At 75.0% G+C, this 24,463-nt stretch carries 25 protein-coding genes; 17 read left to right on the top strand and 8 right to left on the bottom strand.

Annotation, left to right across the window (positions count from 1 at the left end):
• The 7 genes from J1G43_RS19285 to J1G43_RS00035 all read left to right on the top strand — a co-directional run.
• On the top strand, positions 1-926 hold a 926-nt coding region (locus J1G43_RS19285; RefSeq protein ID WP_207377694.1), incomplete at its 5' end, for a glycoside hydrolase family 11 protein.
• A 338-nt stretch (positions 927-1,264) separates the two neighbouring features.
• Positions 1,265-3,310, top strand: coding sequence for a glycoside hydrolase family 11 protein (locus tag J1G43_RS19290; RefSeq protein WP_207377695.1), 2,046 nt, complete (start codon positions 1,265-1,267; stop codon positions 3,308-3,310).
• Between the two features lie 224 nt (positions 3,311-3,534).
• Entirely contained in the window at positions 3,535-4,335 is an 801-nt protein-coding gene (locus tag J1G43_RS00015) for a class I SAM-dependent methyltransferase (RefSeq protein WP_207340276.1), read from the top strand.
• A 78-nt stretch (positions 4,336-4,413) separates the two neighbouring features.
• Positions 4,414-5,043, top strand: a complete 630-nt coding sequence (locus tag J1G43_RS00020; protein ID WP_207340275.1) for an FMN-binding negative transcriptional regulator — start codon at positions 4,414-4,416, stop codon at positions 5,041-5,043.
• Between the two features lie 73 nt (positions 5,044-5,116).
• Positions 5,117-5,581, top strand: coding sequence for a GNAT family N-acetyltransferase (locus J1G43_RS00025; RefSeq protein ID WP_207377696.1), 465 nt, complete (start codon positions 5,117-5,119; stop codon positions 5,579-5,581).
• The gene (locus tag J1G43_RS19295; protein ID WP_307859423.1) at positions 5,578-6,186 is read left to right on the top strand and encodes a class I SAM-dependent methyltransferase; all 609 of its coding nucleotides are present in this window, start codon (positions 5,578-5,580) and stop codon (positions 6,184-6,186) included. Before J1G43_RS00025 ends, J1G43_RS19295 begins: the two co-directional genes overlap by 4 nt.
• 136 nt (positions 6,187-6,322) lie before the next feature.
• Positions 6,323-7,651, top strand: a complete 1,329-nt coding sequence (locus J1G43_RS00035) for a cellulose binding domain-containing protein (RefSeq protein ID WP_207377697.1) — start codon at positions 6,323-6,325, stop codon at positions 7,649-7,651.
• 219 nt (positions 7,652-7,870) lie between these two features.
• On the opposite strand, the gene J1G43_RS00040 is transcribed toward J1G43_RS00035, so the two are convergent.
• The 3 genes from J1G43_RS00040 to J1G43_RS00050 are packed head-to-tail and all read right to left on the bottom strand — an operon-like array spanning position 7,871 to position 9,260.
• Positions 7,871-8,233: a CrcB family protein gene (locus J1G43_RS00040; protein ID WP_207340272.1), complete on the bottom strand. Its 363-nt coding sequence runs from the start codon at positions 8,231-8,233 to the stop codon at positions 7,871-7,873.
• Positions 8,230-8,733, bottom strand: coding sequence for a CrcB family protein (locus tag J1G43_RS00045; RefSeq protein ID WP_307859424.1), 504 nt, complete (start codon positions 8,731-8,733; stop codon positions 8,230-8,232). Before J1G43_RS00045 ends, J1G43_RS00040 begins: the two co-directional genes overlap by 4 nt.
• Positions 8,721-9,260 carry a universal stress protein gene (locus J1G43_RS00050; protein ID WP_207340271.1) on the bottom strand — a complete coding sequence of 180 codons (540 nt, stop codon included), beginning with the start codon at positions 9,258-9,260 and terminating at the stop codon, positions 8,721-8,723. Before J1G43_RS00050 ends, J1G43_RS00045 begins: the two co-directional genes overlap by 13 nt.
• 189 nt (positions 9,261-9,449) lie before the next feature.
• On the opposite strand from J1G43_RS00050, the gene J1G43_RS00055 reads away from it, so the two are divergent.
• Together J1G43_RS00055 and J1G43_RS00060 are read left to right on the top strand one after the other, a co-directional pair.
• Positions 9,450-10,256 (top strand): SDR family oxidoreductase, encoded by an 807-nt coding sequence (locus J1G43_RS00055; protein WP_207377698.1) that lies wholly within the window; start codon positions 9,450-9,452, stop codon positions 10,254-10,256.
• A gap of 104 nt (positions 10,257-10,360) precedes the next feature.
• Positions 10,361-12,124, top strand: a complete 1,764-nt coding sequence (locus J1G43_RS00060) for a bifunctional diguanylate cyclase/phosphodiesterase (protein ID WP_207377699.1) — start codon at positions 10,361-10,363, stop codon at positions 12,122-12,124.
• A 64-nt stretch (positions 12,125-12,188) separates the two neighbouring features.
• Here the strand turns inward: J1G43_RS00060 and J1G43_RS19485 are convergent, their stop codons facing one another.
• The 3 genes from J1G43_RS19485 to J1G43_RS00075 all read right to left on the bottom strand — a co-directional run bounded on the left by J1G43_RS19485 (position 12,189) and on the right by J1G43_RS00075 (position 16,592).
• The gene (locus J1G43_RS19485) at positions 12,189-13,976 is read right to left on the bottom strand and encodes an ABC transporter ATP-binding protein (protein ID WP_207369557.1); all 1,788 of its coding nucleotides are present in this window, start codon (positions 13,974-13,976) and stop codon (positions 12,189-12,191) included.
• Positions 13,973-15,862, bottom strand: a complete 1,890-nt coding sequence (locus J1G43_RS19490) for an ABC transporter ATP-binding protein (protein WP_207377700.1) — start codon at positions 15,860-15,862, stop codon at positions 13,973-13,975. The genes J1G43_RS19485 and J1G43_RS19490 overlap by 4 nt, the downstream gene beginning before the upstream one ends.
• 97 nt (positions 15,863-15,959) lie before the next feature.
• Positions 15,960-16,592, bottom strand: a complete 633-nt coding sequence (locus J1G43_RS00075) for a maleylpyruvate isomerase N-terminal domain-containing protein (protein ID WP_207377701.1) — start codon at positions 16,590-16,592, stop codon at positions 15,960-15,962.
• Positions 16,593-16,704: 112 nt separating this feature from the next.
• Between J1G43_RS00075 and J1G43_RS00080 the strand changes: the two genes are divergently transcribed.
• The 3 genes from J1G43_RS00080 to J1G43_RS00090 are packed head-to-tail and all read left to right on the top strand — an operon-like array spanning position 16,705 to position 18,464.
• Entirely contained in the window at positions 16,705-17,277 is a 573-nt protein-coding gene (locus tag J1G43_RS00080; protein WP_207340265.1) for a DinB family protein, read from the top strand.
• 29 nt (positions 17,278-17,306) lie between these two features.
• Positions 17,307-17,906, top strand: coding sequence for a YdeI family protein (locus tag J1G43_RS00085; protein WP_207369560.1), 600 nt, complete (start codon positions 17,307-17,309; stop codon positions 17,904-17,906).
• A 48-nt stretch (positions 17,907-17,954) separates the two neighbouring features.
• Positions 17,955-18,464 carry a GNAT family N-acetyltransferase gene (locus tag J1G43_RS00090; protein ID WP_207377702.1) on the top strand — a complete coding sequence of 170 codons (510 nt, stop codon included), beginning with the start codon at positions 17,955-17,957 and terminating at the stop codon, positions 18,462-18,464.
• A 52-nt stretch (positions 18,465-18,516) separates the two neighbouring features.
• Here J1G43_RS00090 and J1G43_RS00095 read toward each other — a convergent pair whose 3' ends face one another.
• Together J1G43_RS00095 and J1G43_RS00100 are read right to left on the bottom strand one after the other, a co-directional pair.
• Positions 18,517-19,020: an NUDIX domain-containing protein gene (locus J1G43_RS00095; RefSeq protein ID WP_207369562.1), complete on the bottom strand. Its 504-nt coding sequence runs from the start codon at positions 19,018-19,020 to the stop codon at positions 18,517-18,519.
• Positions 19,021-19,064: 44 nt separating this feature from the next.
• Entirely contained in the window at positions 19,065-19,649 is a 585-nt protein-coding gene (locus J1G43_RS00100; RefSeq protein ID WP_207340261.1) for a type 1 glutamine amidotransferase domain-containing protein, read from the bottom strand.
• Between the two features lie 235 nt (positions 19,650-19,884).
• Between J1G43_RS00100 and J1G43_RS00105 the strand changes: the two genes are divergently transcribed.
• The 5 genes from J1G43_RS00105 to J1G43_RS00125 all read left to right on the top strand — a co-directional run bounded on the left by J1G43_RS00105 (position 19,885) and on the right by J1G43_RS00125 (position 24,450).
• Positions 19,885-21,471, top strand: a complete 1,587-nt coding sequence (locus J1G43_RS00105) for an MDR family MFS transporter (RefSeq protein WP_207369563.1) — start codon at positions 19,885-19,887, stop codon at positions 21,469-21,471.
• A 58-nt stretch (positions 21,472-21,529) separates the two neighbouring features.
• Positions 21,530-22,294 (top strand): YciI family protein, encoded by a 765-nt coding sequence (locus tag J1G43_RS00110; protein WP_207377703.1) that lies wholly within the window; start codon positions 21,530-21,532, stop codon positions 22,292-22,294.
• An 82-nt stretch (positions 22,295-22,376) separates the two neighbouring features.
• Positions 22,377-22,772: a YciI family protein gene (locus tag J1G43_RS00115; protein ID WP_207377704.1), complete on the top strand. Its 396-nt coding sequence runs from the start codon at positions 22,377-22,379 to the stop codon at positions 22,770-22,772.
• Positions 22,769-23,110, top strand: coding sequence for a YciI family protein (locus J1G43_RS00120; RefSeq protein WP_207340257.1), 342 nt, complete (start codon positions 22,769-22,771; stop codon positions 23,108-23,110). The genes J1G43_RS00115 and J1G43_RS00120 overlap by 4 nt, the downstream gene beginning before the upstream one ends.
• The gene (locus J1G43_RS00125) at positions 23,107-24,450 is read left to right on the top strand and encodes a DUF6596 domain-containing protein (RefSeq protein WP_207377705.1); all 1,344 of its coding nucleotides are present in this window, start codon (positions 23,107-23,109) and stop codon (positions 24,448-24,450) included. The genes J1G43_RS00120 and J1G43_RS00125 overlap by 4 nt, the downstream gene beginning before the upstream one ends.
• The last annotated feature ends 13 nt before the right edge of the window (positions 24,451-24,463 follow it).

Below are 24,463 nucleotides of genomic sequence, written 5' to 3' on the forward strand. Positions count from 1 at the left end.
CGGCGGCCACGATCACCACGAACCAGACCGGCACCAGCGGCGGCTACTGGTTCTCGTTCTGGACCGACAGCCCCGGCACCGTGTCCTCCGGCATGAACGACGGCGGCAACTACACGACGCAGTGGCAGAACACCGGCAACTTCGTCATCGGCAAGGGCTGGCAGACCGGCACCGGCCGCGCCGTGTCCTACTCCGGCCAGTTCAACCCCTCGGGCAACGCCTACCTGACGCTGTACGGGTGGACCAACGGACCGCTCGTCGAGTACTACATCGTCGACTCGTGGGGCACCTACCGCCCGACCGGCACGTTCAAGGGCACCGTCACCTCCGACGGCGGCACCTACGACATCTACGAGACGACCCGCGTGAACGCCCCGTCGATCGAGGGCAACAGCTCCACGTTCAAGCAGTTCTGGTCCGTGCGGCAGTCCAAGCGCGTCGGCGGCACCATCACCGCCCAGAACCACTTCGACGCGTGGGCGTCCAAGGGCATGCAGCTCGGCCGGCAGAACTACCAGATCATGGCCACCGAGGGCTACCAGTCCTCCGGCTCGTCCAACATCACCGTCGGCACGGGCTCGGCCGACAACGGCGGCGGGAACAACGGCGGCGGCAACAACGGCGGCGGCAACAACGGCGGCGGGAACACCGGCGGCAACAACAGCGGCAGCAACACGAACAACGGCTGCACGGTGAGCTGGACGCGGGGCGAGGAGTGGGGCGACCGCTTCAACGTCACCTACACGGTGTCCGGTCGGTCGAGCTGGTCCGTGACGGTCTACCCGAACTCCGGCCAGTCGGTCCAGAGCTCGTGGGGCGCCAACCGCAGCGGCAACACGTTCACGCCGTCGGGCTCGAACAGCTTCGGCGTCACGTACTACAAGAACTCGGGCACCAACTACATCCCCTGGGGCATCTGCTCCTAGGCCCGGCGCACCGGGTCGGACCGTGGCACGCGCCGCGGTCCGACCCGGGTCCCGACGCACGACGACGCCCGTCCCGACGCGAGCACACCTCGCCGCCGGGGCGGGCGCCGTCGTCCCTCGAAAGGTCCGCCACCCTTTCGGGCTGAGCATCGAAACCTAAACGGTTTTGCGAGCACTCATGCCTGTCACCTGCGCTTTTGCCGGTCCACACTGACGGATGCCGGGCCCTGTGACGCCCAACCTGCGTCGCCCGCCGGCACCCGGGACGCGCCGGTGAGCACCACCTCCACCCGCCTGCCGCCCCCATCTCACCTCTGTGCTGCACGAAGGAGCCTCTGATGCTCGACACCCTCGGAACGGCCCGCACGGCCGGACCCGGACGGCGGGGCCGGCGCGTGACGCGCGCCCTGCTGGGCGCGCTCGCCACCGCGGTGCTCGCCGCCGGCGGTGTGGCCGCGGCCGCGCCCGCCACGGCGGCCACGATCACCACGAACCAGACCGGCACCAGCGGCGGCTACTGGTTCTCGTTCTGGACCGACAGCCCCGGCACCGTGTCCTCCGGCATGAACGACGGCGGCAACTACACGACGCAGTGGCAGAACACCGGCAACTTCGTCATCGGCAAGGGCTGGCAGACCGGCACCGGCCGCGCCGTGTCCTACTCCGGCCAGTTCAACCCCTCGGGCAACGCCTACCTGACGCTGTACGGGTGGACCAACGGACCGCTCGTCGAGTACTACATCGTCGACTCGTGGGGCACCTACCGCCCGACCGGCACGTTCAAGGGCACCGTCACCTCCGACGGCGGCACCTACGACATCTACGAGACGACCCGCGTGAACGCCCCGTCGATCGAGGGCAACAGCTCCACGTTCAAGCAGTTCTGGTCCGTGCGGCAGTCCAAGCGCGTCGGCGGCACCATCACCGCCCAGAACCACTTCGACGCGTGGGCGTCCAAGGGCATGCAGCTCGGCCGGCAGAACTACCAGATCATGGCCACCGAGGGCTACCAGTCCTCCGGCTCGTCGAACATCACGGTCTCCGAGGGCACCGCCGGCGGCGGCAACAACGGGGGCGGCAACACGGGCGGCAACACCGGGGGGAACACCGGCGGCGGGACGTCCAGCGGCTGCACGGTCACGGCGACGAAGGCCGAGTCCTGGTCCGACCGCTTCAACGTCACCTACACCGTCTCCGGCGCGTCGAGCTGGTCGGTCACCGTCAACCCCGGCTCGGGCCAGTCGATCCAGAGCTCGTGGAACGCCACCCGCTCGGGCAACACCTTCACCTCGGCAGGCAACAACAGCTTCGGCGTGACGTACTACTCCGGCGGCAACAGCAGCACCCCGTCGGCCACCTGCACGGCGGCCGGGGGCAGCACCGGGGGGAACACCGGTGGCGACACGGGTGGGAACACCGGAGGGAACACCGGAGGGAACACCGGTGGCAACACGGGTGGCAACACCGGTGGCGGCACGCCCCAGAGCTGCTCCGCCGGCTACGTCGCCCTGACGTTCGACGACGGCCCCAACACCGGCACGACGAACCAGATCATCAGCGCGCTGCGGGCCGCCAACGCGACCGCCACCGTCTTCCCGACCGGCTCGAACGCGCAGAACAACCCCTCCCTCATGCAGGCCTACAAGAACGCCGGCCTGCAGATCGGCAACCACAGCTGGGACCACCCGCACCTGGTGAACATGAGCCAGAGCGACGTCCAGTCGCAGCTGTCGCGCACGCAGCAGGCGATCCAGAGCACCGCCGGCGTCACGCCGACGGTCTTCCGACCGCCGTACGGCGAGGTCAACGGCACGGTCAACAACGTCGCTGCGGGTCTCGGCCTGCGCGTCGTGACGTGGGACGTCGACTCGAACGACTGGAACAACGCCTCGTCGTCGAGCATCCGGCAGGCCGCCTCGCGCCTGACGAACGGCCAGACGATCCTCATGCACGACTGGCCGGCGGCCACCGTGCAGGCGCTGCCCGGCATCCTGCAGGACCTGGCGTCGCGCAACCTGTGCACCGGGCACATCTCGGCGTCGACGGGCCGGGCGGTCGCCCCGACGACGACCGGTGGGAACACCGGCGGTGACACGGGCGGCAACACCGGTGGCAACACCGGTGGCAACACCGGCGGCACGTGCACCGTGACGGCGACGAAGGCCGAGTCCTGGTCCGACCGCTTCAACGTCACCTACACCGTGTCCGGCGCGTCGAGCTGGTCGGTCACCGTCAACCCCGGCTCGGGCCAGTCGATCCAGAGCTCCTGGAACGCCACCCGCTCGGGCAACACCTTCACCTCGGCAGGCAACAACAGCTTCGGCGTGACGTACTACTCCGGCGGCAACAGCAGCACCCCGTCGGCCACCTGCACGGCTCGCTGACGACGCCACCCCACCGGGCCGTCCTCCCCCAGGGAGGGCGGCCCGGTCCGCGTCCCGGCCCTCGGCCCGGCCAGCTCCCCCGACCGACCAGTGGCCACCGGAGTCGGGCTGTGGCCCACCGCGTGAGCGGCCCTGTGACGCGAGCGCGGCACCCAGCCCCACGCGCCCTGCCCGACGGTCGAAAACACCGGGACCCTGCTCCCCGCCGTCGCTACGGTCGGCGGATGGACCAGCGGACGCTCGACGCGCGCATCCAGCGCTACTACGGCGGGGACTTCCACGAGGCCGCGCGACTGACCACCGGCGCGGTCGGCCGCGCCGAGCTCGCACGCGTCCGCGAGCTGGTGTCCGCCCGCCTGGAGCCGGGCTCCCGCGTGCTCGACGTGGGTGGTGGAGCCGGGGCGCACGCGACGTGGCTCGCCGCCGCCGGGCACGCGGTCACCCTCGTCGACCCGGTGCCGTCCCACGTGGAGGCCGCGCGCACCGTCGGCACGTTCACGGCCGAGGTGGGCGACGCCCGGGCGCTGACCGTCGCCGACGGGTCGTTCGACGCCGTCCTGCTGGCGGGTCCGCTGTACCACCTGGTGACGCGCGAGGACCGGCTGCTCGCGCTGCGGGAGGCGGCCCGCGTGCTGCGTCCGGACGGACGCGTGTTCGCCGTGGCCATCTCGCGGACGATCGCCGCGCTCGACGCCGTCCTGCGACGCCGCTTCACCGACCTGCCCGCACAGGCGCTGGTCCGGCTCCTGGAGACCGGCGACGTGGCCGACGAGATCCGCAACCCGGAGGGCGAGTTCCCCGGCGGCCACTTCCACACCGCCGACGAGCTGGCCGACGAGCTGGCCGCCGCAGGTTTCCGCGACCCGTGGGTGACGGGTGTCGAGGGTCCCGGCAGCATCGCGCTCGAGCTCTCCCGTCCCCACGACGACGCGGTCGAGGCCGCCCTGCTCCTCGCGCGACAGGCCGAGGGTGAGCGCGAGGCCGCCGACGTCTCCAGCCACCTGCTCGGCGTCGCCACCCGCTGACCGGGCGTCGGCTCGGACGCACCGGACGTGCGGGTCGCCGTCCGCTAGCGTCGTGCGCAGCCGCCGAGAGGACCAGTGATGTACGTCCCCGTGTTCAACGCCGTCGAGGACGCCACCGAGATCCGTGGGCTCGTCGCCGCGGCCGGCAGCGCCGAGCTGGTGACCGTCGGACCCGACGGCTACCCGACCTCGACGCTGCTGCCGGTGGTCTGGGACGGCGACCGGCTGGTGCTCCACATGGCGCGCGCGAACCCGCAGTGGCGGACCATCGGCGACGACGCACCCGCCCTGGCGGTCGTCACCGGACCGCAGGCCTACGTGTCCCCGTCCTGGTACCCGAGCAAGGCGGAGCACGGCCGCGTGGTCCCGACGTGGAACTACTCGGCCGTGCACCTCACCGGCCGAGCCCGTGTGCACACGGACCCGGCATGGCTGCACGACGCGGTCTCGGCGCTCACGGACCGCCACGAGACCGGCCGGCCGGACCGCTGGCAGGTCACGGACGCCCCCGAGGTCTTCGTCGAGAAGCAGCTGCGGGCGATCGTCGGCATCGAGCTCCTGGTCGAGCGCGTCGAGGCCAAGGCGAAGCTCAGCCAGAACCGCTCGGCCGCGGACCACGCGGGCGTCGTCGCCGGCCTGGCCACGCAGGACGACGCCCAGGCGTCCGCCGTCGCGCACGCGATGCGCACCCACACCCCCCGCACCTGACACCACCCCGGCCGCGAGAGGTCGATCGAGCAACGCGTGGTGTCCGACCTGTCCGCTTCGGTACGTTCGGGCCGTGCTCCGCGCCGCAACCCTTGCTGACCTCCCTGCCGTCCAGCGCCTGTACGAGACGCTCCACCCCGACGAGCCACCCGTCGCGCCGGCAGAGGCCCGCGGCATCCTGCAGCGCATCATCGACGCCCCGGGCACCGACGTGCTGGTCCTCGAGCACGAGGGGGTCGTCGTCGCGACGGCCTGCCTGGTCGTCGTGCCCAATCTCTCGCGCGGGGGACGACCCTGGGCGGTCGTCGAGAACGTCGCCGTCGACGCGACCGTGCAGCGGCGCGGTCACGGACGGCGTCTGGTCGGCGACGCACTGCAGCGCGCGTGGGACGTCGGCTGCTACAAGGTCATGCTGCAGACGGCAGCCACCGGCGAGGACGTCCACGCCTTCTACCGGGCGTGCGGGCTGACGTCGCGGACCAAGACCGCGTTCACGGCGTACGCCCCGGGGTTCTCCGTCGTGGGAGCGGCATCGTGAGCGCGCCGCAGGACAGGTGGAACCACAACCTCCACTACCACCCGCTCGTCCTCGACGCGGTCCCGGCGCACGCGCGCACGGCGCTCGACGTGGGCACGGGTGACGGGCTGCTGGCCGCGGACCTGCGCCGACGCGTGCCGCACGTGGTCGGCATCGACCTGGACGCGGACGTGCTGACCCGCGCCCGGGCGGCGGGCGACGACATCGCGTGGATGCACGGCGACGCCCTGGAGGCACCGTTCCCGGCCGGGGCGTTCGACGCCGTCGCGTCCGTCGCGGTCCTGCACCACCTGCCCGACCTCGCCGACGCCCTGCGACGCCTCTCGACGCTGGTCGCACCGGGCGGCGTGCTCGTCGACGTCGGCATGGCCCGGTCGGTCGGCTGGCGGGACGCGCCGTGGGAGGTGGCCGGGGTCGCGCAGCACCAGGTTCTGCGCCGCACCCGGACCTACTGGGAGCACACCGCACCGACGCTCTGGCCGCCCCCGCACACCTACGCGGAGGTGCGGGAGATCGTGCGGGAGGTGCTGCCGGGCGCGCGCTGGCGGCGGCTGCCGCTGTGGCGGTACGCGGTGGTGTGGACGAAGGAACCGGTCACCGACTGAGAGGTCTCCGAACCGTTTCGGACACTGCTCCCCCGCGTGCTGTATCGCTACATTCGCCGGACCCGTGAACGTTCACCGACCCCATGGCCACGCGCGTCCGGCAACGTCGCCGACGCACCGGCAGGGAGGAACCCCCGTGCGACTGCGAACCCCGACCACACGGCTGAGGGCCGTGCTCGCGGCCTGCGCCGCGGCACTCGTCCTCGGCGGCATCGCCGGACCGGCGACGGCCCTGCCCGCGCCCGCCGCCCCGGGCGGCGCCCTCCCGGCCGCCGTCACCGCCGGCTGCGGCAGCGCCCCGCGCCTGTCCACCGGCAACCACACCATCACCAGCAGCGGGCAGTCCCGCCAGTTCCGGCTCGACGTGCCCGCCAACTACGACCCGAACAAGGCGTACCGCCTCGTTCTCGGGATCCACTGGTGGCACGGCACGTCCCAGGACGTCGTCAACGAGAACTTCTACGGCCTGAAGCCGCTGGCGAACAACAGCACGATCTTCGTCGCGCCCCAGGGCATCGACAACGCGTGGCCCAACTCCGGCGGGCGTGACGTCACGTTCATCGACGACATCCTGCGGACCGTCGAGGCCGCCCTGTGCGTCGACACCACGCAGCGTTTCTCCACCGGGTTCAGCTACGGCGGCGGCATGAGCAACGCGCTGGCCTGCGCCCGCGCCGACGTCTTCCGCGCCGTCGCCGTGCTCAACGGCGCGCAGCTGTCCGGCTGCGAGGGCGGCACGCAGCCCATCGCGTACCTCGGCTCGCACGGCGTCGTCGACAGCGTCCTCAACATCTCGCAGGGTCGCGCCCTGCGGGACCGTGCGCTGCGGAACAACGGCTGCCAGGCGCAGAACGCACCCGAGCCCGTCGGCAACAGCGGCCAGGCGCACACCAAGACCACGTACCAGTGCCGCGAGGGCTACCCCGTCGTGTGGATCGCCAACGACAGCGACCACCAGTGGGCCGCCGTCGACCGCGGCAAGCAGCAGTCGCACGTGCCGGGCGAGATCTGGCAGTTCTTCACGTCGCTGCGCTCGACGACGTCGACGCCCACCCCGACGCCGACGCCCACGCCGACGGTCACCCCGACGCCCACCCCCACGCCGACGCCGACGGTCACCCCGACCCCCGGCCCGACGACCACACCGACGCCCGGCCCCACGACGCCGCCGCCGGCGGGTGCCTGCACCGCGACGTACACCACCGTCAACAGCTGGCCCGGCGGGTTCCAGGGTGAGGTCACCGTGCGTACCGGTGCCGCGACCAGCGGCTGGAGCGTGAGCTGGCGGACCGCCGGCGAGCGCGTCGAGCAGCTGTGGAGCGGCACGCTCGCCCCGCAGGGCGACCTCGTGGTGGTCCGCAACGCCGCCTGGAACGGCTCGCTCCCGGCCGGCGGGACCACGACCTTCGGGTTCATCGCCACCGGCAGCCCGTCCAGCCCGACGCTGAGCTGCACCACGTCCTGACGTCCCACCGCACGGCCCGCCCGGCGCTTCCGCGACTGCCGGGCGGGATCCGGCCCCGGTGTCCGGGGCGCGGCGGGTCGCGCCGACCTGGTGACGCGGCGCGGCCCGCCGACAGCACGTCCGACCACGGTCGCGGGGACCGGCCCGTGCTGCGCACGCAGCGCGGCCGCTCCCCGCGACCGTCGCACGTCAGGGCACGTCAGGGCACGTCAGGGCAGGTCAGGGCGCCGTCAGCGCGACGCCCGCCGCCGCGGCCCCGACACAGGCCAGCAGCATGCCCAGCGCGTGCAGCACGGCCGCCGACCGGCGGCCCGCCAGCAGCAGCCGCGCAGCCTCCACGCTCGCGGTGCTGAACGTGGAGTAGCCGCCCAGCAGGCCCGTGCCGAGCACCGCGAGCAGGCCGTCCCGGCCGGGGCGGCCCAGCGCCCAGCCGGTGAGCAGCCCCAGCAGCAGGCAGGCGGTCACGTTGACGACGGCCGTCCCCACGGGCACGGACGTCCGGGCACGGCGGGCCACCGCGGTGTCGACGACGAACCGCGCGGCCGCGCCGAGACCACCCGCGAGCGCGAGCACGACGATCACGCGTCGCCCCGCCCGCCGGTGCCCGGTGCGCCGGCCGGCGCGCCGGCCGACCGCGTGCGTCGGCCCGTGAGCACCAGACCCGCGGCGGCCGCCGCCACGCCCGCCACGACGCTCACGAGCGCGTACGCGACCCCGACGACGTGCCCGCCGGCGACCAGCGTCTGCGCCTCCACGGCGAACGTGCTGTACGTCGTGAACCCGCCGAGCACACCGGTGCCCACGCCCAGCCGTACCGCCCGTCGGCGCCCCGCGTCGGGGCCGCGCTGCAGCACGCCCAGCAGCACGCCGAGCAGCAGCGAGCCGACCACGTTGACCGCCCACGTCGTCCAGGGCCACCCGCCGGGCGCCGCTGGCACGGCCTGGGCCAGGGCGGCCCGGACCAGCACGCCGACGCTGCCCCCGGCGGCGACCAGGGCGACCGCACCTGGGGTCGGCGGCGCGTGGGTCGGCGGCGCGGGGACCGGGACACCCGCAGGCGCCGCCGGTGTCACCGCTGCCACGGGGCGCGCGGGTCCTTCCAGTCCACGACGCGCAACGGCACCGTGAGCACGGGCCGGTGCTGGTGGTGGGCCAGGCGCAGCGCGATCGACCCGTCGACCAGCTCGCGCAGCCGCCCGGACCCGCTGCCCACGACGAACGCCGACGCGTCGACCGCCCGGGCCAGGTGCGTGAGGGCGCGGTCGGGACGACCCGCCAGGTAGTGCACGCGCCAGACGACGTCCTGCCCGGTCAGGTGCTCGGCGGCGTGCGCGCGCAGCTCGTCGCGCGTGCGCCGCCAGGCGTCGTCCGCACCGGCGGGCCGGATCGACATGTGCGCGACGGACCCGTCCGGGTACTCCTGCACCACGTACCGGGTCACGTCGACGTAGGCCAGGTGCAGGTGCGGGGCGCCGACCGCGCGCGCCCACGCCGCGGCGGTCCGCACGACCAGCGGGTCCTGCCCGGGGACGACGCCCACGACCAGGGGGTGCCCGGTGGGTTCGACCATCCGCTCGAGGGCGGGCTGGGGCACGGCACCGGTCTGCATGGCCACCCTTCCGCGGGCCGGGCCCGGCGTGTGCGTCTCGCGGCGCACGGCCGTCGGCCGCGCCGAGGGTGCGCGCGTCCGCCCCCCGCACGTCAGGGTAGCGGGGACGACCCGCCGCGAGGCGGGATCGGACCGGCAGGTGCGCAATCCCCTGGCCTGCGCGGGGCGCGGCCCCTACGGTCGGCGACCATGAGCGAGGACCTGCAGGGACGGACGGCCGTGGTCACCGGGGTGAGCCGCCGCCGGGGCATCGGGTACGCGGTCGCGTCACGCCTGGCGCGGGCGGGGGCGAGCGTGTTCGTCCAGCACTGGGCGCCGCACGACGCGGAGCAGCCGTGGGGTGCGGACGACGTCGACGCGGTGCTGGCCGGGCTGCGCGAGCAGCTCGTGCCGGGTGCGCGGCTGGCCGCGACGAGCCTGGACCTGGCGGCACCCACGGCGGGCCGGGAGCTGGTCGACCGGGCCGCGGACGCGCTGGGGCACCTGGACGTGCTGGTCTGCAACCACGCGCGCAGCGGCCATGACGGCCCGCTTGCGCAGCAGACCCCCGAGATGCTCGACGCCCACTGGGCGGTCAACACCCGCGCGACGATCCTGGCGACCCAGGCGTTCGCGGACCAGCACGACGGGCGTCCGGGCGGCCGGGTGGTGTGGATGACGTCGGGCCAGCTGCTGGGAGCCATGCCGTCCGAGATCGCCTACGCCGCGTCCAAGGCGGCGCTGGCCGGGCTGACGGCGTCGGTCGCGGACGACCTGATCGGGCGGGGCATCGTCCTCAACACCGTGAACCCCGGCCCGGTGAACACCGGCTACCTCGACGTCGACACCGCCGACCGGCCGCCGGAGGTCCTCGAGGCGGTCCTCGCGCACTTCCCCGGCGGCCGGTTCGGCGAGCCGGACGACCCGGCACGGCTCATCGCGTGGCTGGTGTCCGACGCGGGCCGCTGGGTCGTCGGCCAGGTGCTGTCCACGGAGGGCGGCTTCCGCCGCTGGTGAGGCGCCGCCCGTCACGCGCGGCGAGCGGGTGATCCTGCCACCCGCTCGATGGGCAAAACCCCCCAAATCTGGACACGGGCGCCGCGCGGGCCGAGGGTGGGCGGATGGCCCCGACGACGCTCACCGGCACGGCCGACGTCGTCGTGCGCACCACCGCGGGGCTGTTCCTCGTCGGCGGCGGCGCGGCGGCGCTCCTGGCCGTCGACGTGGTGCGCAGCGGGGACCCGCGCGGCGGGATGCTGCTGGCCGTCGCGGTCGCGGCGGCGCTCACGGGCACGGTCCTGCTCGTGGTCCGTCCGCACATCCCGCGGCGCACGCTGGGGGCCACCCTGCTCGTCGGTGCGGCGGCGCTCGGCGTCGGCACCGCGCTCGCGCCCACGCCGACGCTGGCGCTGGCGTCCGCGTCGCTCGCCATGCTGCTGGGGGTCGAGTCGACCCTGTTCCTCCGACGCCGCGACGCGTGGGCGGTCGTCGGGTTCGCCTCCGCGTGGCAGGTGGTGCCGCTGCTGGTGGTGCACGACCTGCCGGTCCTGGTCTGCGCGTCGTACGTCGCGCTGTGGTGCGGGGTGGCCGGCGTCGTGGGCGTGCTGGGGCAGCACGCGTCCACCGCCGGCGTCGACGCGCTGACGGGACTGCCCGACCGCCGCGCGTGGGACGCGGCCCTCGAGCAGGCGATCGACCGGCACGAGCGCCGGGGCATGCCGCTGTCGCTGGTGCTGCTCGACCTCGACCACTTCAAGCGCGTCAACGACGAGCACGGGCACGCGGTGGGCGACGAGCTGCTGCGCGGCGCCGCGGACGCGTGGCGCGGGCTCGACGTCCCTGGCATGGTGCTGGGCCGCCGCGGCGGCGACGAGTTCGCGGTGCTGCTGCCGGGACGGACGGGCGAGGAGGCGGTCACCCTGGCGGACCGGCTGTGCGCCGCCGCACCGACCGCCGCGTCCTGCGGCGTCGCCGAGCACGCGGAGGGCGAGACGGCCGCCGAGGTGCTGCGCCGCACCGACGCGGCGCTGTACGCGGCCAAGGCCGCGGGCCGGGGCCGCACCGTCCTCTCGGAGCGCCAGCCCCACCGGCTGGTCGACGACCTCGCCGCCGCGCTCGCGGCACGCGCGCTGCACGTCGAGCTGCAGCCCGTGGTCGACCTGGCCTCCGGGGCGGTGACCGGGGTGGAGGCGCTGGCCCGGTGGGACCACCCCCGCCTGGGGCGGGTGCCGCCCGCGGACTTCGTGACCGCCGCGGAGGACGGCGGCCTCATCGACGACCTCGGGGCTGCGGTGCTCGCCCTCGCCTGCGCCGACGGGCGGGTGCTCGAGACGGCGTGGGGGCGGCAGGTGCTGCTGGGCGTCAACGTGTCGGGGCACGAGCTCGTCGGGCAGGGCTACGCGGACCGCGTCCTGCGGGTCCTGCAGGACGCCGGGCGGCCGGCCGACCGGCTCGTGCTCGAGGTGACGGAGAGCGTCGTGGAGGCGTCCGGGCCCGCCGCGCAGCGTGCGCTGACGACGCTGCGCGAGCACGGCGTGCGCATCGCGATCGACGACTTCGGCACCGGCTTCTCGTCCCTCAGCCGGCTCGACGAGCTGCCGGCGGACCTCCTCAAACTCGACCGTGCGTTCCTCACGACGCTGACCACGTCACCACGGCGCCAGGTGCTGGTGCGTGAGCTGCTGCACCTGTGCGAGGAACTCGACATCGTCGTCGTCGCGGAGGGCGTCGAGACCGCGGAGCAGGCGAGCCTGCTGCAGGAGCTCGGGTGCCGCGCCGCGCAGGGCTACCGGTTCGCCCCGCCGCAGCCCGTCGCGGAGCTCGCGCGCGTGCCGTGGGGGCACCTCGTCCCGCCCTCCGGCAGCGCACCCCCGCCACGGGCGTGACGCGACCACCCCGGGCCCGACGCGACCCGGTCGCGACCCCCTCGCGACCTGACGTGGCCGGCGGTCAGTCGTCCGTCGCGTACGCGCGGGACTGCAGCGCCCACAGCGTGGCGTAGCGGCCGGCCGCGGCCACGAGCTCGTCGTGCGTGCCCTGCTCGACCACGCGGCCGCCCTCCAGGACGACGATGCGGTCCGCCAGGCGCACGGTGGACATCCGGTGCGTGACGAACAGCGTGACGCCGCCGACGCGTGCCGCGACGTCGGCCGCGACCGTGCGGTACGCGTCGACCAGCCGCTGCTCGGCCAGCGCGTCGAGCGCCGACGCCGGCTCGTCCAGCACCAGCAGCAGCGGGTCGGTCCGCATGAGCGTGCGGGCGAACCCGACGCCCTGCCACTGCCCGCCGGACAGGTCCCGGCCGTCGGCGTAGCCCGTCCCGAGCACGCCGTCGTGGCCGACGTCGTCCGCGACCTGCGCGACGCCCGCACGGGCCACCGCCGCGGAGACGGCGGCCGGGGAGTCCACGTCGGCCAGGCGCCCGATCCCCACGCTGTGCTGCAGCGAGAGCTCGACGCGTGCGAGGTCCTGGAACAGCGCGGCGGTGCGCGCGCGCCAGGCCGCCGGCTCGACGTCGGCCAGGTCGACGTCCTCGACCACGACCCGGCCCGCCGTGGGCCGGTACAGGCCCGTCAGGAGCTTGAGCAGCGTGCTCTTGCCGGCGCCGTTCTCGCCGACGAGCGCCACCGACGTCCCGGCCGGCAGGTGCAGGTCGACGTCCGCCAGCGCGTCGACGTCGGCGTCGGGGTAGCGGAACGTCACGCCCTCCAGCCGGATGCCGTCGACCGTGCGCGCGGGGGCCGGCACGCCGGTCGCCGGTGCGACGTCGCCCGCGACCTCCGCCTCGAAGGCGAGGAAGCGGCGCAGCCCGACGGCGGCGCGGTGCACCGAGCCGAGCAGCGCGATGCCGGTCGACATCTGCACGCTGAGCTGCGTGGCCAGGGTGACCGTCAGCACCACCTGGCCGGCGGTCGCCCGGCCCTGCGACGCGAGCAGGAAGACCCCGAGCACGGCGGCGACGTAGCCCAGCCCGAAGACCAACTGGCCCCCGGTGCGCAGCAGCGCGTAGCGCACGTCGGCCCGGGTCATCGCGTCGTCGTACCGCTCCAGCAGCGCCCGCTGCCGGGCGAGCAGGAAGTCGGCACCGCCGCTGAGGCGGATCTCCTTCTGCGACGCGGGGCTCGTGGCCAGCCGGCGCAGGTGCCGGATGCCCCGGGTCGTCGGCGACTGCTGCTCGCGCACCTGCTCGAGGTCGGTCTCGGCGCGACGGCCCAGCAGCACGGGCACGACCGCCACGACCGCCAGCAGCAGCAGCCACGGGGACACGGTGCTCAAGACGACGGCGGTGAGCAGCACCTGCACGGCGGTCGCACCCAGCTGCAGCCCGGACTGCACCGTCGCACGCATCTGCATGACGTCCTGGCGCAGCAGGTCGACCCGGTCGGCGAAGGCCGGGTCGTCCGTGCGGTCGAGGTGGTCGGTGCCGTTGACGAGGCGGACGAGGTCGCGGTTGAACCGCTCCTCGGTCAGCTCCGCGAGCGCGAAGTACGACAGGTGCGCGAAGTGCCCGAGCATGAGCTCGCCGGTCAGCGCGAGGCCGGCGACCAGCGCCCAGACGGTGGCGGCCGTCCCGGCGCCGTCGAGCACCGCGTCCACGACGCGCCCGGCGGCGACCGCGACCAGGGGCGTGGCCACCGACCCGGCGAGCAGCAGGCCGCCTCCGACGAGCAGCCGGCGGCGGTCGAGCCGCCACGCGATCGCCAGCAACCGGCCGAGGCAGAACAGGACGTCGGTCACGGGGTCTCCCCCTCGGTGCGGGCGTGCAGGCCGCCCGCCGCGGACCCGGGTGGGGCGGCGCCGGCCGCGGCGAACCGCCGGGCCTGCACCTCGAACATCCGGGCGTAGTCGCCACCGCGGGCGACGAGCGAGTCGTGCGTGCCCGCCTCGGTGACCCGGCCCCCGTCGAGCACGACGATCCGGTCGGCACGGCGCACGGTGGAGAACCGGTGCGAGATCACCAGGCTCGTCACGCCGCGGGTCAGGTCGAGGAACGTGTCGTAGAACTCCGCCTCGCCGCGGGCGTCGAGCTGCGCGGTGGGCTCGTCGAGCACCAGCACACCGGCGCCGTGGCGCACCGCGAACAGCGAGCGGGCCAGCGCGACGCGCTGCCACTGCCCGCCGGACAGGTCGCGGCCGCCCGGCACGGCACGCGTCAGCGGGGTGTCGAGGCCCTGCGGCAACCCGTCCAGCCACGCCCCCAGGCCCACGCGCCGCAGCTCGGCCGTCACCCCGGCGTCATCGTCCAGGTGGCCGATCGCGCCCATGGCCACGTTCTCACGCAGCGTCAGCTCGTACCGCAGGAAGTCCTGGAACGTCGCCGCGAACGTCCGCTGCCACGCCTCGGGGTCCACGCCGCGCAGGTCCGTGCCGTCGACCAGGACGGACCCCGCGTCGGGGGTGTACATGCCGGTCAGCACCTTGACGAGCGTCGTCTTGCCGGCGCCGTTGACACCCACCAGGGCCGTGGACGTGCCGACGGGCAGCTCGAGGTCGAGACCGTCGAGGACCGGCCGGTCCGGGCGGTAGCCGAAGCGCACGTCGCGCAGCGCGATCTCCCGGTCCGGGCGGACCACCTGCCCGCCGCCGACGGGGGTGCCGGTGCGCCGGGCGGCGTCCTCGAGCTCGAGCATGGCCTCCCACGCGCCGCGGCCGTAGACGAGCTTGACGTCCGACTCGGGGAAGATCACGCCGAACCGGCCGCACAGGGCGACGGCCTGCACGGCGATGCTCACGGCGGCGACGTCCGCGCCGGTGCGCGCGACGAGCAGGAGCGCCACCACCGAGCCCACCGCGGCGACCAGCGCGTACACGGCGAAGGGCACGCCGTAGACCTGGCGGCGCAGTCGCCACGTCGGGTCGAGCACCGCGCGGTTCTCCGCGACGTACCGGTCCTCCAGCCAGCCGGCGAGGCCCAGCACGCGGATCTCCTTGGCCGCCCGGGTCCCGGTCGCCAGCTCCCGGACGTACGTGACGCGCCGCCGCAGCGGACCGAACGACCGGATCAGCCCGCCCCACCGGAAGAACCCCTCCGTCTGCCCGAGGCGCGCGACCAGCGCCACCACGAGCGCCGCGAGCGCGGGCCACGGCCCGACCACCACGGCCAGCAGCGTGACCGCACCGACCAGCTGCACGTACCGGGCCGTCAGGGCCAGCGCGCCCTCGAGCGCCGCCCCGGGCGTGAGCGTCCACTGCTCGAACGCCTCCTCGGCCTGCGCCAGCCGGTCGGCGACGTCGGGTCGCTCCAGCCCGGCGAGCGTCGCGCCGTGGAACGCGAACGACGTCAGCCGCTCGATGCAGGCCGCGTCGACCCGGCGCTGCACCTTGCGGGACAGGACGAGCTGCACGGGCGCGAGCAGCTGCTGCACGACGAACGCCACGAGCGCGGTCGCCAGCCAGGGCGTCGCCGGCTCCCCCGTCACGACGCGCTGCAGCGCGTACCCCGTCCCCGCCATGAACGCCACGGACGCGGCGCCGGCCACCACGTGCACCGCGAGCGTGACCGCCACCAGGCCGCGCCCGGCGTACGGCAGCAGCCGCCGCAGGTGCGCGGCCGCCTCGCGGCGCTGGCGCCACCGGCGCCCCAGCCCGCGGAGCGTCGGTCGGACCTCGTCGGTCGTCGTCACGTGCACCCCTGCCCTCGGACGGCCCCCGCCGCACGCGAACCTAGGGCCCCGACCCCCCGCCCGACAACACCTTCGCGTCCTCCCTTCCCCCGCGAGGTCAGAACGCGGTGATCGGCAGGGCGCGCTCGCGGCGGGTGAGGGCGGCGACCACGCGCGCCTGGCCGTGCCGGGCGACCGCGAGCCGGACCAGCAGGTCACGGACGGGGTCGAAGACCTCCGGGGGGAACGTGGGGGTGGCGACGTCGACGCTGACCGCCAGGTCGTCGGCGTGCACGACGACCTCCAGCAGCCGGGTCAGCAGGAAGTCCTCGCGCCGCATGGCCCACCCCGCCCACGGGACGGGCACGACGTCGGGCGCGGTGCCGTCGGTCAGCACCCGGCGCACGACCTCACGCTGCGCGGCCACCCGGTCGTGCAGCGCCTGCGGGCCCGCGGCGGCGGCCTGCCCGTCGGCGCTGCGGTCGTTGACCGGGTCCTCCGGAGCGGCCGTCGGCCAGGCGGAGCGGGCGTAGTGCTCGTCGGCGTCCGCCAGGACCGGCAGGTCGCCGGGCTCCAGCGCGAGGACCTGCGCCACGCGCACCACCTGGTTGCCCAGGTGGACCGCGAGCGCACCGACGCTCATCCGCGGCAGGGCGCTGGGCTCGGGCCACCGTGCCGCGACCTCGGGCCGGTCGACCAGGGCGAGGGCCGTGTCCGCGGCCGAGAGGAACGCGTCGTCGCGGGGCGTCATCCGGGCAGTGTGGCAGCGGGTGCGGCACGTCGGAAGGCCGGACGGCGCCCATGCCCCCGGGCGCGGAGAATTCGCGCGACCCGGGACGCAGGGCCCTGCCATGCTCCCGGCCATGGACCACGACGCCGTCGCCCCCGCCCGCCTGACGCCCGAGCGCCTGACGCCCCAGCGCACCGACCCGCCGCTCGCGGGGGACGAGGCGCAGACCCTGCTGGGCTTCCTCGACTACCACCGCCGCACGCTGCTGCTCAAGGTCGACGGCCTGGACGCCGACGCGCTGCGCCGCACCCTGCCGCCCTCGACCCTGACGCTCGGCGGGCTGCTGAAGCACCTGGCGATGGTCGAGGACAACTGGTTCTCGCACGTCTGGCTCGACGAGCAGCTCGAGCCGTGGGCGTCGGCGCCCTGGGACGTGGACCACGACTGGGAGCTCACGAGCGCCGCGCAGGACTCCCCGGAGGAGCTGCGGGCGCTGTGGGACGCGGCCGTGGCGCGCTCGCAGCGCACGGTCGAGGCCGCGCTGGCCGCCGGGGGCCTGGACCAGGCGGCGCGGCGCCGGCAGCGGCACAGCGGGCAGGCGATCTCCCTGCGCTGGATCCTCGTCCACATGATCGAGGAGTACGCCCGCCACAACGGGCACGCCGACCTGCTGCGCGAGTCGGTCGACGGCGTCACCGGCGAGTGAGTGTCGGTGGCGCGCGGCAGCATGGTGCCGTGGCCGACGACCTGCCGGAGCTGCTGCTCCCCGACGCGAGCGCGTGGCGTGCGTGGCTCGCGGAGCACCACACGGACCCCACCGGGGTCTGGCTCGTCCTGCACAAGAAGGGCGGCGACGTCACGACGCTGACGTACGTGCAGGCGGTCGAGGAGGCGCTGTGCTTCGGCTGGATCGACGGCCAGGCCCGCCGCCGCGACGAGCACAGCTCGTTCCAGCGGATGACGCCGCGGCGCCCGCGCAGCGCCTGGTCGGCGGTCAACGTGGAGCGCGTGGCGCGGCTCGAGGCCGAGGGCCGCATGCACGACGCGGGCCGCGCGCAGGTGGCCGCCGCGCGTTCCGACGGGCGCTGGGACGCGGCCTACCGGGGGCCTGCCACGATCGAGGTGCCGGACGACCTCGCGGCCGCGCTCGACGCCGTCCCGGCGGCCCGCGCCTGGTTCGACGTGCTGACGTCGGGCAACCGCTACTCGATCCTGTACCGCGTGGGCGAGGCCAAACGGCCCGAGACCCGCGCCCGCCGCATCGCGACGTTCGTCGAGGACCTCGCGCACGGCCGCACGCCAGGGCCGCAGAAGCGGCGGCCGGACGGTCTCTGACGCCGGTGACGGCCCCGCGGGCGCCCACCGGCCGGTAGCGTCCCGCCGGTGACGACCGACGCGACGACGCCCGGCCCGCAGGACGCCCCCGGCCTCGACACCACCCGCTACCGGTTCACGTCCGACCGGGCCGACGTCGACCGCGCGACGGTGCACCGCTGGTTGTCCGAGCGCTCCTACTGGGCGCGCGGGCGCACCCGCGCGGTGCAGGACGCCGCGATCGACGGGTCGCTGTGCTTCGGCGTCCTCGAGCGGGCGACGGGGCGGCAGGTCGCGTTCGCCCGTGTCGTCACCGACGGGGCGGCCTTCGCGTGGCTGTGCGACGTGTTCGTCGACGAGGCGGAGCGCGGCAACGGGATCGGCACGGCGCTCGTCGCCGGCACCGTCGCGCACCTGGAGGCCATGGACCTTCCCCGGGTCGTCCTGGCCACCGCCGACGCGCACGGCCTGTACCAGCGGTTCGGGTTCGCCCCGGTGGAGCCCGGGACGTACATGGCGCTCCTGCGGACCCCCGGCGCGTCGCCCGACGACCCCGCGGCGCCGCCGCCCGACGCCTGAGCGCACGCCGGACGGCTCGGCACCGCCGCAGCGGCGCCGGGCGGTCACCGGCTCATGGCCCCGTGGCCGCCAGCAGGGCGTCGAGCACCGGCTGCTGACCGGCCACCAGCAACGGCCGGGCCTGCTCGACCGGGAACCACGCGGCCCGGTCGACCTCGGGGACGGCGAGGCGCCGCCCGGAGCGCGGGGGCCACTCGACCTGCGCGGTGCTGATGCCGGGGCGGGTCGTCAGGTCGGGGCACGCAGGGTCGTCGGGCGAACCGACGAGCGCCGCCGGCACCTCGACCGCCAGCACGTGCACGACCTTGCCGGAGGTGTAGCGGAACGCTCCCAGGTCCACGGTCGGCAGGTCCGGGGGCGGCACGCCCAGCTCCTCGCGGAACTCCCGGCGTGCTGCGGCCTCGACGTCCTCACCCGGCTCGACGACGCCCTTGGGCACCGACCACGCCCGCTCGTCCTTGCGCGCCCAGAAGGGGCCGCCCATGTGGGCGATCAGCACGTGCGCCGACGCGCCGCGGCCGTGGTGCAGCAGCAGCCCCGCGCTGGTCACGGGCACGGGCGCACCTGCCGTCCTGGTCGGTGGTGGGCGGGTCGGGGCGGTCAGGAGGCGAGCACCCCGGCGCCGCGGGACACGAGCGCCGCGTCGACCTCGCGCAGGAACGCGTCCAGGTCCTCAGGGGTGCGCGACGTGACCAGCGTGAAGCCCGCCGCGTCGTCGCTGACGACCTCCGCGTCGACCCAGGTGCCCCCGGCGTTGCGCACGTCCGTGGTGAGCGAGGGATACGACGTCAGGCGCTTGCCGCCGACGAGGCCGGCCTCGACCAGCAGCCACGGCCCGTGGCAGATGGCGGCGACGGGCCGCCCCGAGGACGCGAAGGTCTTGACCATGCTCACGGCCTCGTCCTGCAGGCGCAGGCTGTCGGCGTTGAGGGTGCCCCCGGGGATCAGCAGGAGGTCGTAGGCGTCGGGGTCGACCGTGCCGAGGGTGAGGGTCGGCTGGACCGTGCGTCCGGGGTCCTTGTCGCCGACGAGCGTCTCGATCGGGGCGTCGTCGACGGCGGCGACGTCGACGGTCGCGCCGGCGCCGCGCAGGTGCTCCACGGGCACGACGAGCTCGTCCTGCTCCACGCCGTAGTTGGTGACGACGGCCAGCACGCGGCGGCCGCTGAGGTCCGCGTCGGACATGGGTGCCTCCTCGGGAGTGGGGTGCGCCCGGGGTGGCCGGGCGTCTGCCACCGTAGGCACGCGCCACGGCGCCCGCACCCGGAGCCGCCCGCACGCCGTGCGCCCTCGACGTGCCGCACGCACACTCGACGAGGGGGGTGCGACTGCCGGCCGCGCGCCCCGTCAGTGCTCACCCGCGACGCCGCACCGCACGGTCGGTGGACGCCGCGTCCCGACGCGCAGGCAGGACACGCCCATGAGCGGCACCACGCACCCCCCGACGGGCACGGGCGAACCGGAGTTCGTGCTGTCCCGGGGCACGGTCTACGTCATCTTCAGCGCCCTGCTCGCCGCCATGTTCCTGTCCGCCCTGGACCAGTCCGTGGTGAGCACGGCGCTGCCCACCATCGTCGGCGACCTGGGCGCGGCCGACCGTGAGGGCTGGATCGTCACCGCGTACCTGCTGGCGATCGCCGTCGTGATGCCCGTGTACGGCAAGGTCGGCGACCTGTGGGGTCGGCGGACCCCGTTCCTCGTCGCGCTGGTGCTGTTCCTCGTCGGGTCGACGGGCTCGGCGCTCGCCGGGTCCTTCACGGAGCTGGTGGTGTGGCGGTCCCTGCAGGGCCTGGGCGCCGGCGGCCTGGTCATCCTCAGCCAGGCGATCATCGCCGACATCGTCTCCGCCCGTGACCGCGGCAAGTTCATGGGGCCGATCGGCGCGGTGTTCGGTGTGGCCACGGTGATCGGCCCGCTGCTGGGCGGCTGGTTCACGGACGGCCCGGGCTGGCGGTGGTGCTTCTGGCTCAACGTGCCCGTCGCCCTGGTGGCGCTGGGCATCGCGTGGTTCCGGCTGCGGCTGCCCACGCGCCGGGCGACGACCCGCCTCGACGTCCTCGGCGCCGTGCTGCTGACCCTGACGACCTCGGGGATCGTCTTCCTGACCAGCTGGAGCACGATCTCGTCCGACCGCCGGTACGACTGGAGCAACCCGGCGCTGTGGGGCCTGGTGGTGGTGACCGTCGTCGCGCTGATCGCCTTCCTGGTGGCGGAGTCCCGCGCGGCCGACCCCCTGATCCCCCTGCACCTGTTCCGCAGCCGCACGTTCACCGTCTCGGTGACCATCGCCCTGCTGTTCGGCATGACGATGTTCGCGGCGCTGTCGTTCCTGCCGACGTTCCTGCAGATGGCGCGCGGCTCCACCGCGACGGACGCGGGGCTGATGATGCTGCCGATGACCGTGGGCCTGATGATCACGGCGCTCGGCTCGGGTTTCCTCATCACGCAGCGCGGGCGGTACAAGCCGTTCCCGATCATCGGCATGGCGGTCGCGGCGATCGGACTGGCCTGGCTCACGCAGCTGACGGCCGACATCTCGATGGTGACGTTCGGCGCCATGATCTTCGTCCTCGGGCTCGGCCTCGGGTTCGTGATGCAGACGATCGTCATCGCGGTGCAGAACTCGGTGTCCCCCGACCTGGTGGGCGTCGCGACGTCGACCAACAACTTCCTGCGGGAGATCGGCGCGGCCGTCGGCACCAGCGTGTTCTCCACCGTCTTCACCGCCCGCCTGGGGACGCAACTGGGTGACGCGCTGCGCGAGGCGCCGCCCGGGGACGTGCCGCAGGGGTTCGGTGCGCAGTCCCTCACCCCGGACGCGGTGCGCGAGCTTCCGGCGGCGCTGCGCGAGGCCGTCGTCGACGCGTACTCCCAGGCCCTCGCGCCGGCGTTCTGGTACCTGGTGCCGCTCGCCGTGCTGGGCTTCGTGATCGCGTTCCTCATGAAGGAGGTCGCGCTGTCCGACAAGTCGGGGCTGGAGGCCCGCGGGATGGCACGGGTGGAGTAGCGCGCGGGGTGTCGAATCCGGTGGTCCTCGCGCGTCGTGGGCGTGCCGGGCACAGTGGGTGCCCGAGAACGCGCTGGAGGACACCATGACGACGCCGACGACGTACCTGATGCTGCTGTGGGGCGACCCCGACGCGCTGCTCGACCCCCGGGCCGCGTACGCGGCGCACGAGAAGTTCGAGGCCGACTGCGCCGCGCAGGGCCACGAGGTCCTGCTGGCCAAGGAGCTCGCCGACGCGGCGACCGCGCGGACGCTGACCGTCGGCGGGAGGCTGACCGACGGTCCGTACGCCGAGACCACCGAGCAGCTCGGCGGCCTCTACCGGATCCGCACCGCGGACCCCGAGGGCCTGCTGCGGCTCGCCGCACCGCTGGTCACCCACGACGGCGGCACCCTCGAGCTGCGCCCGGAGGTGCTGCACGACGACGGGGCGGCCGAGGGCCCCACCGCCTCAGGTGACGCTCCCCTGCACCTCGTGCTGCTGCGGGGCGACCCCGCCGGGGCGTTCGACCTCGACGCGGTGTTCGCCGCCCACGACGCGTTCGTGACCGCGTGCGAGCAGCAGGGGCACCGGGTGGTCGGCGGTGAGGAGCTCGGGCCGCACACCGCGGCGCGGTTGGTCCGCATGACCCCCGTCGGGCAGCCGGTCCTCTGCGACGGCCCGTACACCGAGACCACCGAGCAGCTGGGCGGGTACTACCTGGTGCGGACGCACGACCCGGACGCGCTGCTGCGGCTCGCCGCGCCGCTCGTCGAGGCCGAGGGCCGCGGCACGGTCGAGGTGCGCGGCATGGTGCACGACGCGGCGCCGGTCGCAGGATGACGGCGCTGTCGAATCCGCACCTGCTCGCGCGTCATGGAGACGAGCGGGCACAGTGGGTGCCCCCGACGACGGAGGTCGCACGATGACGAGCACACCGCGCACCTGGACCCTGCTGCTGTGGGGCGACCCCGACGCCTGCCTCGACCTGGGTGCGTCCTACGCGGCGCACGAGCGGTTCGCCGCCGACTGCGCCGCGCACGGCCACGAGATCCTCGGGGGTGAGGAGCTGGCGAGCCCGACCGCCGGACGCCTGCTGCGCGTCGGTGCGGACGGGCCGGAGCTGAGCGACGGCCCGTTCGCGGAGCTCACCGAGCAGCTCGGCGGGTTCTACCTGATCCGCACGGCCGACCCGGACGGTCTGCTGCACCTGGCCGCCGGACTGCTGGAGAACGACCCCGGGACCATCGAGCTGCGCCCCGTGGGCGGGCAGGACGCGCAGGCGGCACCGACCGCCGACGCCGCGTCGGTGGCGTCGTGAAGCTCGTCGTCCTCGTCTACGAGGACGAGGAGACGTACCGCAGCGCGGACGCCGAGGGCCGCGCCCGGTACTTCCGGGGTCACGAGGCGTTCGCGCGGGAGGCGCCGGGCGTCGGCGTGACGATCCTCGCGTGCGAGGCGCTCGCCGGGGTGGCGCACGCCCGCACCGTGCGGCACGTCGGCGACGCCACCGAGGTCACCGACGGGCCGTTCGCGGAGACCACCGAGCAGCTCGGCGGCTTCTACCTGGTCGAGGCGCCGGACGTGCCCACGCTCGAGGGCCTGGTGCGGCTGCTGCCGGAGACGACGCACGAGATCCGGGAGTGCGTGGAGCCGTGACGCCTGGTCCGACCCCGCCGCCGCACCCGCCTGCCGGACCACCGGCCGGCGGGCCGGCGGCGGGCGACGTCCCGCACGCCCTGGGCGACGCGTGGCGCGCGCACTGGTCGCACGTCGTCGCGCTGCTCGTCGCGCAGTTCGGCAGCCCCGACCTGGCCGAGGACGCCGCGGGCGACGCGTTCGAGGCCGCCGCCCGCACCTGGCCGCGCGACGGCGTGCCGGCCAACCCCGGTGCGTGGCTGCTGACGGCCGCGCGCCGGCGGGTGCTGGACCGGCTGCGGTCGCAGGCGGTCCACCGGCGCAAGGAGCCGCTCATGGTGGTCGACGACGAGATGCGCGCGCTGGCGGCCGCGACGCACGACCCCGGCGCGCACGTCGCCGACGAGCAGCTGCGCCTGGTCCTGGCGTGCTGCCACCCGGCCCTCGCCCCGGCCGACCGGGTGGCCATGACGCTGCGGTTCGTCGTGGGGCTGGGGACGGCCGACATCGCGCGGCTGCAGCTGGTGCAGCACACCGCGATGTCCGCGCGCCTGACCCGGGCCAAGAAGCGGCTGGCCGCGACGGGCGTGCCGTTCGTCGTGCCGCCGCCCGGGCAGCTCGCGGAACGGCTCGACGCGGTGAGCACCGTGCTCTACCTGCTGTTCACCGCCGGGTACCAGCCCGCCGACGTGCCCGGTGGGCTGCGCGTGGACCTGGCCGACGAGGCCGTGCGCCTGACGCGCGAGCTGGACCGGCTGCTGGGCGGGTCGCCGCGGGTGCACGCCCTGCTCGCCCTGATGCTGCTGCAGCACTCGCGCCGCGACGCGCGGCTGGACGACGACGGCCGCCTGGTGCTGCTGCCCGACCAGGACCGCAGCCGCTGGCACCACGACGACATCGCCGAGGCGGTGGGCCTGCTCAGAGCCCTGCCCCCGCTGGACGGCCTGGCGGAGGACCACCGGCTGCAGGCGCTCGCGGCGGCCGAGCACGCCACCGCACCGACCGCCGCGGACACCCGGTGGGACGTGGTGGCGCGCCTCTACGCCGTGCTCGAGACCCGCACGGGCTCCCCGGTGGTGCGTCTCGCGCGGGCCGTGGCCGTGGCGGAGGCCGCCGGCCCGGAGGCGGGGCTCGCGGTGCTCGACGGCCTGGGCGACGCCCTCGCGCACCATCACCGGCTGCCCGCTGTGCGCGGCGAGCTGCTGCTGCGCGCCGGCCGGGGCCGGCAGGCGGTCGACGCGCTCGAGCGGGCGCTCGCCCTCGTGCCGGACACCGCCGAGCGCCACCACCTGGAGACGCGGCTCGCGCAGGCCCGCGACCTCGCCGACGGGCAGGCCCGCGACCCGGGGCACCGCGGCTGACGGGACCGGCCCG

Origin of the sequence: Cellulomonas sp. zg-ZUI22, assembly GCF_017353535.1 — a bacterium.
Classification (GTDB): domain Bacteria; phylum Actinomycetota; class Actinomycetes; order Actinomycetales; family Cellulomonadaceae; genus Cellulomonas; species Cellulomonas wangleii.

What these genes read in the sequence shown, in the direction of transcription:
- J1G43_RS19290 (WP_207377695.1), top strand. Translation starts at nt 1,265, where the DNA reads ATGCTCGACACCCTCGGAACGGCCCGCACGGCCGGACCCGGACGGCGG.
- J1G43_RS00015 (WP_207340276.1), top strand. Translation starts at nt 3,535, where the DNA reads ATGGACCAGCGGACGCTCGACGCGCGCATCCAGCGCTACTACGGCGGG.
- J1G43_RS00020 (WP_207340275.1), top strand. Translation starts at nt 4,414, where the DNA reads ATGTACGTCCCCGTGTTCAACGCCGTCGAGGACGCCACCGAGATCCGT.
- J1G43_RS00050 (WP_207340271.1), bottom strand. Translation starts at nt 9,260, where the DNA reads ATGCAGACCGGTGCCGTGCCCCAGCCCGCCCTCGAGCGGATGGTCGAA.
- J1G43_RS00055 (WP_207377698.1), top strand. Translation starts at nt 9,450, where the DNA reads ATGAGCGAGGACCTGCAGGGACGGACGGCCGTGGTCACCGGGGTGAGC.
- J1G43_RS00060 (WP_207377699.1), top strand. Translation starts at nt 10,361, where the DNA reads ATGGCCCCGACGACGCTCACCGGCACGGCCGACGTCGTCGTGCGCACC.
- J1G43_RS00075 (WP_207377701.1), bottom strand. Translation starts at nt 16,592, where the DNA reads ATGACGCCCCGCGACGACGCGTTCCTCTCGGCCGCGGACACGGCCCTC.
- J1G43_RS00080 (WP_207340265.1), top strand. Translation starts at nt 16,705, where the DNA reads ATGGACCACGACGCCGTCGCCCCCGCCCGCCTGACGCCCGAGCGCCTG.
- J1G43_RS00100 (WP_207340261.1), bottom strand. Translation starts at nt 19,649, where the DNA reads ATGTCCGACGCGGACCTCAGCGGCCGCCGCGTGCTGGCCGTCGTCACC.
- J1G43_RS00105 (WP_207369563.1), top strand. Translation starts at nt 19,885, where the DNA reads ATGAGCGGCACCACGCACCCCCCGACGGGCACGGGCGAACCGGAGTTC.
- J1G43_RS00115 (WP_207377704.1), top strand. Translation starts at nt 22,377, where the DNA reads ATGACGAGCACACCGCGCACCTGGACCCTGCTGCTGTGGGGCGACCCC.